The organism is Caldisericum sp. (genome assembly GCF_049967455.1).
Lineage (GTDB): Bacteria > Caldisericota > Caldisericia > Caldisericales > Caldisericaceae > Caldisericum > Caldisericum exile_A.
The window spans coordinates 1-4,305 of the sequence record NZ_JBMFSR010000063.1; the positions used below are offsets into that span (position 1 = coordinate 1).

Annotated in this window: 6 protein-coding genes; all 6 read left to right on the top strand. The window is 39.3% G+C overall.

Features of this window, described 5'->3' with window-relative positions; genetic code table 11:
• Nucleotides 1-94 precede the first annotated feature (94 nt).
• Entirely contained in the window at nucleotides 95-499 is a 405-nt protein-coding gene (locus ACP5SP_RS07420; protein WP_428076390.1) for a putative zinc-binding protein, read from the top strand.
• Nucleotides 492-1,133: a 4Fe-4S dicluster domain-containing protein gene (locus ACP5SP_RS07425; protein WP_428076391.1), complete on the top strand. Its 642-nt coding sequence runs from the start codon at nucleotides 492-494 to the stop codon at nucleotides 1,131-1,133. The genes ACP5SP_RS07420 and ACP5SP_RS07425 overlap by 8 nt, the downstream gene beginning before the upstream one ends.
• Nucleotides 1,134-1,164: 31 nt before the next feature.
• Nucleotides 1,165-2,259, top strand: coding sequence for an FAD-binding oxidoreductase (locus tag ACP5SP_RS07430; RefSeq protein ID WP_428076392.1), 1,095 nt, complete (start codon nucleotides 1,165-1,167; stop codon nucleotides 2,257-2,259).
• 37 nt (nucleotides 2,260-2,296) lie between these two features.
• Nucleotides 2,297-2,998, top strand: a complete 702-nt coding sequence (locus tag ACP5SP_RS07435) for a DUF169 domain-containing protein (protein WP_428076393.1) — start codon at nucleotides 2,297-2,299, stop codon at nucleotides 2,996-2,998.
• A 67-nt stretch (nucleotides 2,999-3,065) separates the two neighbouring features.
• Complete coding sequence (locus ACP5SP_RS07440) at nucleotides 3,066-3,551, top strand: permease (protein ID WP_428076395.1); 486 nt, start codon at nucleotides 3,066-3,068, stop codon at nucleotides 3,549-3,551.
• 20 nt (nucleotides 3,552-3,571) lie between these two features.
• A partial coding sequence (locus ACP5SP_RS07445; RefSeq protein WP_428076397.1) for a permease occupies nucleotides 3,572-4,305 on the top strand: 734 nt, incomplete at its 3' end.

Below are 4,305 nucleotides of genomic sequence, written 5' to 3' on the forward strand. Positions count from 1 at the left end.
GAAGTTTGTATTGCTTTTTAACGGATTAATCTTTGTGTTTGCAATCGTATCAGGTTTCTTTGTTGGTGCATTTTTCAAGGAATAGTGAAAAACTATGGAAGAAAACGATAACAAAGTTAAAATTGGGATAGTAGCATGTGCAAGCAATGCTTCAAATACGGGAAGGCTTGCAAGTCTTGTGTCTGTTGAGCTTATCAACGCTCTTGGAGATGTCGCCGGTATTTGCTCACTTCCTGCGATAGCGACAAAAGTCGTAAGGCAAACAAACCTTGTTAAGTCAATTCCAGCACTTGTACTTATTGATGGTTGCCATAATGAATGTGCAAAAAAGATATTAAGTAATGTTGGAATCAAACCGTCAATTTATGTAAACCTTGAGTATGATTTTGGCCTTAAAAAAGAAGGCCCATTTACAACGTTTAATTACAAAGAAAGTGATGTTAAAGCAATAGTTTGTGATATTTTAGAAAAAATCAAGAAGGAGGTGTCAGATGTCTGACCCCAAAAATTTGAAACCCTGGCACGGTGTGCCAAGAGAATCAATCCCGTGGTATCCAACGGTTGATGAAAAAAAGTGTATAGGTTGCGGACTTTGTTTTGTTACCTGTGGAAGAAATGTTTATGAGATCGTAGACAAAAAAGCAAAAGTTACAAATCCATATGACTGTCTTGTAGGATGCTCAACTTGTGCAACTGTCTGTCCAGTTGGTGCAATTTCCTTCCCAGATAAGGATATGATTCAAAAATTGCAGAGAGAATACGCAATTTTAAGGGTAGTGGGCACAGAAAAAACAAAAAAAGGAGCAAAACTGGCTTTTGAGAAAGCACGAGAAAATGCAAATGAACTTCTTTCTCAAGCAACTCATTTTGCAGATTACACAGTTGCTGGAGATGTAGTGGAAAACAATATTCCACAAAAAATTGAGGAATTATCACAAAAACTGAACTTCGATGTTGTGAATGTAACAATTGAAACCCCTCTTTTAAAATTTAAATTCAACGAAAAATCGCCTTCTCTAATAAAATTCAGGGTTGTATCAAGGGAATACGAGGACATTGCTAATGTGATTGATGAATTAGACAAACTTCTTAAGGAAAATAAAGTTATTGTTATTGAAAAGAATAAGGGATGAACATGCAAAGAAATAGTAGAGGAGATCTCATATGCCCGACCCAAAATACTTGAAACCCTGGCATGGATTGCCAAGAGATAAAATACACTGGAACCCAACCGTAGATGAGAACGTTTGTATTGGATGCGGAACATGTGTCACAGGGTGTAGCCGCCTTGTCTACAGGTTTGATTTTGAGAAAAATAAATCTGTTGTCTATGACCCTTTGAACTGCCTCGTCGGTTGCACTACTTGTGCCAATATTTGCCCTGCTAATGCCATATCATTTCCTTCGCTTGAGACGGTGGACAGCCTAATTGCTCAAGCGACGGTGCACCATGCTATAGAAGATGACCTTATCGGAAGAAAAGCAGAGCTTTTTAATCCAGCGGAAGAGCATCAAAATAAGCACAAATTTATTGTTGACAAGAAAATACAAGCTGGGCCCAAAAATTTGTTAGTTTATTTAAAGCCAGAAAGCGCCAACGATAAATTAAAAGAGTTTGTTCCTGGACAATATGCCAATGTTTGCAGTCCAGATAAAAATTGGTTATGCAGATCGTACTCAGTATGTAATATTCCTGATAAAGAAGAGAGTTATGTTCAGCTCTACGTAAGGTTGGAGGATGGCGGCCGCTTCACGGGATGGATGTTTAGTGAAATGAAAGAGGGAGATGTATTAAATCTGAAAGGACCTTTTGGGGCTTTCCGATATCAATCTGCGGAGGATAAATCACTTTTGTTCATTGCAAGGGGAGCTGGTTTTGCGCCGATTAAATCAATCATAGAGCAAATCCTTGAAGCTGACCCTCAGAGGAATATTACTCTTTATTGGGGAGTAACAGACACAGATGATTTCTGTCTGCTTAAGCCAATTAAAGAATGGTTAAGTATTGATACAAATTTCCATTGTGTTCTTACTGCAAGAGTGGTTTCTTCTGATTTTGCTCCGCCTGTTGGAGTTGTCTTCCACCAGGGAACTGTTTATAATGCTCTCGCGAACTCTTATTTTGAAGACTTCGACTTAGTAAATATGGATGCGTACTTAGCTGGCCCAAGTAAAACCATAAAAGAAGTAATAAATGTCCTCATAATAAAAGGTTTTCCAAAAGACAGGATATTTGTTGATTCATTTGGTTTAAAGTAAGTAACTAATTTCTAATTTTTCACTTGGAGGTGAAAGAATGAATAACAAAAGTTATGCAGAAATTGCAAAGGCAATTTCAGAGCCAATTGGGCTCACAAAACATTTAGTAGCAGTAAAGTTTTTTGACGATTTAAACAAGGTCCCAGAAGGTTTACCGAGACCGGAGAGCAAGATTTACTATTGTGGTGCAGTCGGAAAAGTAATGAGCGAAGGGAAGACTTTGCTTTTACTTGCCGAGGACCACGGCTGTGATAGAGGAGCTTACATGTTGGGAGTAAAAGAACCTCCGGAAGCGGTTGTTAACGGTGAGATGTATGCAAAATCCCACATGGTGGAAACACCGCGTGCCGGCAAAAGACTTATCGACCAGGCTCCAAAAATTCCAGTGGGAAAAACTGCAGCAATTTTACTTACTCCCCTTGAAGAAGCAACTTTTGACCCCGATGTAGTGCTTGTTTCAGCCAACCCTCACCAATCACTGGTGATACTCAATGCGACTAATTACAAAAATGGTCTTGAAATTCCTCTGAGGTTCCAGATTTTAACTTCTTTCTGCGCTTATGCAACAGTATTGCCATTCAAGTATGGTAAGCCTGAAGCAACAATACCTCAGGAACAGGCAAGAATGCGTTCACAGTTCACTAATGAGGAAATGCTTATTGGAATCCCTGGCGAAATGCTTGAGGAAGTTGCAGACGTCCTTTCAGGACTTTGCTGTGTTCCTAAACCTGCGGTCTAAGGGTTAATGCAGGCTTAAATTATCTAAGGACAGATAATTACTTTAGAAAATAGTCTAGGAGGATAATATGAATAGTTATATTGGCTATATCTATCTTGCCGCTGCTGCAGCGCTAATGTTACTTTCTTACTTCAAGGATAAGAATAAAACTAAAAAAGCTTTGATGACTACTGGAAAGATAGCTTTGAATGTCTTGCCTGTGTTGTTTTTTATCTTCATCCTAATGGGTGTCATACAAATATTTGTTACAAAGGAGTTGGTAGCTAAACTACTTGGTACAGAGAGCGGAATATGGGGAATACTCATTGGCGAAATAGTGGGAGCTGTCGCACTAATTGAGCCAGCTGCTGTGTTTCCTTTCTCTGGCTCGCTTATTTCAAAAGGCGCAACGTATGGAGTTATATACGCATTCGCATCTACTGCAGTCCTTATTGGCATTGCGACGCTTCCAGCTGAAATTACCTTCATGGGTAAAAAGTTCACTGTTGTGAGAAATATTCTGACATTCGTTTTGATATTTCTCATTGCTTTAACCTGGAAATTTATGATGTAGAAGGGAGGATAAAATCGCTTATGAAGAAATTGATTAAAGATGCATTTATGTATATAGCGCTTGGCCTGGTTATTTGGGGAATTGTTGCGGTGTTTTCGGTTTCAAAAAGCACACAAGTTGCAAAGATTGCATATAAAGCTTTCGCCAACGCATTCTGGATTATAGTCTCAGTGTTCTTTTTCATCGGTTTGATCCAGGCTTGGGTTACTCCCGATCAGATGTCCAAATATTTGGGTAAAACTGCTGGCTGGAAGAGGTTTGCATTTGCATCAACAGTGCCAATACTTCTTGGAGGTTCCCTTTTCACTATGCTTCCGCTTACTAAATCCCTAAAGGAAAAAGGGGCGTCCAATGGCGCAATTTTGGCATTTCTGACAGCATGGAGTGGAAAAGCTCCTTTGATACCACTTGAAGCCCAATTTTTGGGATGGAAATTCACTATCATAAGAACTCTGTTGATCATTCCAACTGCTATTGTAATTGGGATTGTGGGAGAAGTTATCCTTGATAAATGGGAAGGCGTGCCGGTCAAAGTAGACTTTGGGAAGATGGCTGAAGGCGAAGTGCTTATTGGAGAAAGCATCGTAGAAGAACTAAACCACGAATTCAACCTTAGAGAAACAGAAGTCAAAACAATTGTTTCCGGAGCCAAGCACCGTGTAGAGTTCGATATTCTGGGAGATATCCTTGAGAAAAATATCCCGTTAAAACTAGCTGAGCTTGCTTCTAAGTACGATTATGAACTTGTCAAACT